Raw genomic sequence first — 3,300 nt, forward strand, 5'->3', positions numbered from 1 at the left:
GCCTTCCCGGCTCCTAGGGCCCCCCCCCGCCGCCCCCCGGCCCCTCCCGGCACCCCCCCCCCGGCGCCCGCCCCCCGGCCGGCTCCCCGCCCCCCCACGGCGACCTTGCCGGCCATCATCACGTCGGTGCCGCGACGGATCGCGTCCACCAGGCTTTCGCGGCAGCCGTACAGATTGTCGAACTTCGACTTGGTGACGCTGTCATTGACGTTGATGGCAGGGACGGCCAGCGTGCCCTTCTTCGCCATTTCCCACAGGCGGTGCACGCCCGTGGTCGTCTCCTCGGACAGGCCGCGCACGTCCTTCAGCATCTCGGGATACTTGTCGTGCATCAGCACGGTCAGGTCGCCGCCATCATCGAGGATCATGTTCGGCGTCCAGCCGTCCGGACCCGTGATGGTCTGCTCGATGCACCACCAGAACTCTTCCTCGGTCAGGCCCTTCCAGGCGAAGACCGGCACGCCCGTCGCGGCGATGGCGGCGGCGGCGTGGTCCTGGGTCGAGAAGATGTTGCACGACGACCAGCGGACCGTGGCGCCCAGGGCGGTCAGGGTTTCGATCAGCACGGCGGTCTGGATCGTCATGTGCAGGCAGCCGGCGATGCGCGCGCCCTTCAGCGGCTGGCTGGCGCCGAATTCCTCGCGCAGGGCCATCAGGCCGGGCATTTCGCCCTCGGCGATCGCGATTTCCTTGCGGCCCCATTCCGCGAGAGCGATGTCGCGTACCTTATAGTCCGTGCTGGCGGTCATGTTCCGTCCTGTTCGGTTGATGCAGAATCCCGGCGGGTATAGACGCTCGGGCCGGCGAGGGCTAGCGCGGGCGTGATCTCACGCCGTGGCGACGGCCTCGGCCGCGCGGAGCACGCGCAGGAAATTGCCGCCCCAGATCTGGGCGATCTGGTCCCGGTCGTAGCCGCGCCGTTGCAGTTCCGCCGTCAGTGCGGGGGACTGCGCGGCGTTGCGCCAGCCCTCGATCATGCCGCCGCCGTCGAAATCCGACGAGATGCCGACATGGCGTACGCCGATCCGGTTGGCGACATAGTCGATATGATCGACATAATCGGCCACGCTGACCGGTCGCTGGGCGCGGACTTCGCGCGGGCGCAGGAAGGCATCCACCGCCGTGATGTGGATGACGCCGTCGCAATCGCGCAGGGCGTCGAGCTGTTCGTCGTCCAGGTTGCGCGGGTGGTCGCAGAGCGCGCGGACGCAGGAATGGGTCGCCAGGACCGGGCTGCGCGACAGGCGCACCGCCTGCATCATGGTGCTGCGCGCGGTGTGGGAGATATCGACCATCAGGCCCAGCCGGTTCATTTCGGCGATTGCCTCGCGGCCCAGGCCGGACAGGCCGCCATGGCGGGATTCGGGGTCGCTGAGGGACGCCATCGGGCGGGCCGAATCCGCCAGGGCGTTATGGCCGTTGTGGGTCAGCGTCATGTAGCGCGCGCCGCGGGCGCGGAACTGCGCCAGCAGGGAAAGATCCTCGCCCATCGCATAGCCGTTTTCGACCGCCGGGACGATGGCGGTGATGCCCTCGCGGAACGCGGATTCGATCTCCGCCGCCAGCGGGCAGATTCGCGCCGGGCCGCCTTCGACGCCCTGGTTGATCGCATCGAGCATCGCCAGGGCCTGTCGGGAGATCGCGGCGTGGGCGGTCGGGTCGGTGGCGCCCTGGCCGACATAGGCGACGAGGCAGGCGGCTGCGATGCCGCCCCGGCGCAGCTTGGGCAGGTCGACATGGCGATAGTCGGTGTCCTGCGTGAAATCGCCCCGGTCGGGCCAGGGGATGTCGATATGCGTATCGACGGTCAGCAGGGGAGCGTGCGGAAGATCGGTCATGGTGCCGCAATGTAGGCTGGAAACGCGCGATCCGTAAGGAGTGGCGGGCGGTATGGCGCGGCGGGAATAAAAAAACCCTGCCTTCTGGCCCCGGAGGGAGAAAGGCAGGGTGGAAGTCGTTATCGGATTGTCGTGCCGCCGGAGCGGGGAGACGGCGTTTTGCGGGTCAGGCCGGGATGCCTGTGACGTGCCGGGCGGGCCGCGGGGCCGGGATGCCGGAGGGCAGGACGGGATGCCCGAACTGGGCCTCGATCACTTCCGCCATGGCGAGATACAGGGCGGCGGCACCGCAGAGCAGGCCCTCATATCCCGCGATGCGGGTGACGATGAGGTTGCCCGTCCATTCGCCCAGCGCGAGGAGGAAAAACAGGAGCGTGAGCGACGAGAACACGAATTGCAGCACGCGATTGCTCCGCAGCGTGCCGATGAACAGGAAGCCCGTGAAGACGCCCCAGAGCGCCAGATAGGCGGCCATGGCCGGCGCGCTCGCAGCCGGGATCAGGCCGAGTTTCGGCAGGATGACGAGCAGGACGAGAGAAATCCAGAACGCGCCATAGGACGTGAAGGCCGTGAGCCCGAACGTGTTGCCCTTGGGATATTCGAGCAGTCCGGCCAGGATCTGGGCCGCGCCGCCGAAGATGATTCCCATTGCCAGCACCGACGAATTGAGCGGCAGGAAACCGGCATTGCAGAGATTGAGCAGGATCGTCGTCATCCCGAAGCCGGCGAGGCCGAGGGGTGCAGGATTGGCGAGAGGGGTCATGAGGAGAGTCTCCGTATCGGCCGCCGGGGCTGTCCGATCAGCCCGGATTTTTGCAACCGTATGGGAATTTTTCTCGGTCATTCTATTTAAACAGACAATAACAAATATATGTTAGGTGAATATATCGGGGTCACAAGGCGGTTATCCGTGCAGGCTGCCCAAGTGGGCGGCCGCATGTTCTCCGGCCCGGTCGGATTTTCGATCTTCCAGAAGGGCGCTGATGGCGTCGCTCAGGGTCTGCCACCGCGCGGCCCGAACGTCGTCGCCAGCGTCGCGTGCCTGGGCGAGTTGGGTACGGGCGATCAGCAGGCCGTCCGGGCCGTGCTGATCCACGAGTTCGATCGCCTCGGCCGGCACCGGTTTGGAGGGGATACGCATGGTTTGCCTCCTGTATCCGATGCAGGGGAGGTGGCGTGTGCCCGATGGCGCTTCAATCCGGTTTCGGAGATGTGATTGCGCCGGAAGAGCAGGCTGCAAGAGTGTTCGGGGATGTCCGGCTGAACCGCCAGGTGGGCGTGGACGCGGCCGTGCCGCCTGTCGTGCCGCGTGTGTGCGGTTCCGGACGGTCATGACTACGGCGACGGTCGTGGTTGGGGGGTGACTTCCTGCATCGCGCGGGCGCTTCTGCTTCTGTCCTCGCTCCCTATCCGGTTTGCCGGAGGGCAGGCGGTCCGGCCGGCAGGGGGTGGGGGGCTTGCC

Annotated in this window: 4 protein-coding genes; all 4 read right to left on the reverse strand. The window is 67.1% G+C overall.

The window, feature by feature from the left end; translation table 11 throughout:
- On the reverse strand, window positions 1-749 hold a 749-nt coding region (locus ABF821_RS20165), incomplete at its 3' end, for an adenosylhomocysteinase (RefSeq protein WP_415531369.1).
- Window positions 750-827: 78 nt separating this feature from the next.
- Window positions 828-1,838: a dipeptidase gene (locus ABF821_RS20170; protein WP_183010341.1), complete on the reverse strand. Its 1,011-nt coding sequence runs from the start codon at window positions 1,836-1,838 to the stop codon at window positions 828-830.
- A gap of 166 nt (window positions 1,839-2,004) precedes the next feature.
- Complete coding sequence (locus ABF821_RS20175) at window positions 2,005-2,601, reverse strand: acetate uptake transporter (RefSeq protein WP_415531370.1); 597 nt, start codon at window positions 2,599-2,601, stop codon at window positions 2,005-2,007.
- Window positions 2,602-2,742: 141 nt separating this feature from the next.
- Window positions 2,743-2,979, reverse strand: coding sequence for a hypothetical protein (locus ABF821_RS20180; RefSeq protein WP_415531371.1), 237 nt, complete (start codon window positions 2,977-2,979; stop codon window positions 2,743-2,745).
- Window positions 2,980-3,300 lie beyond the last annotated feature (321 nt).

The organism is Gluconacetobacter sp. (assembly GCF_047721585.1).
Lineage (GTDB): Bacteria > Pseudomonadota > Alphaproteobacteria > Acetobacterales > Acetobacteraceae > Gluconacetobacter > Gluconacetobacter dulcium.

Bases quoted from the DNA above. Each gene is read 5' to 3' on its own strand.
- ABF821_RS20170 (WP_183010341.1), bottom strand. From the start codon at position 1,838: ATGACCGATCTTCCGCACGCTCCCCTGCTGACCGTCGATACGCATATC.
- ABF821_RS20175 (WP_415531370.1), bottom strand. From the start codon at position 2,601: ATGACCCCTCTCGCCAATCCTGCACCCCTCGGCCTCGCCGGCTTCGGG.
- ABF821_RS20180 (WP_415531371.1), bottom strand. From the start codon at position 2,979: ATGCGTATCCCCTCCAAACCGGTGCCGGCCGAGGCGATCGAACTCGTG.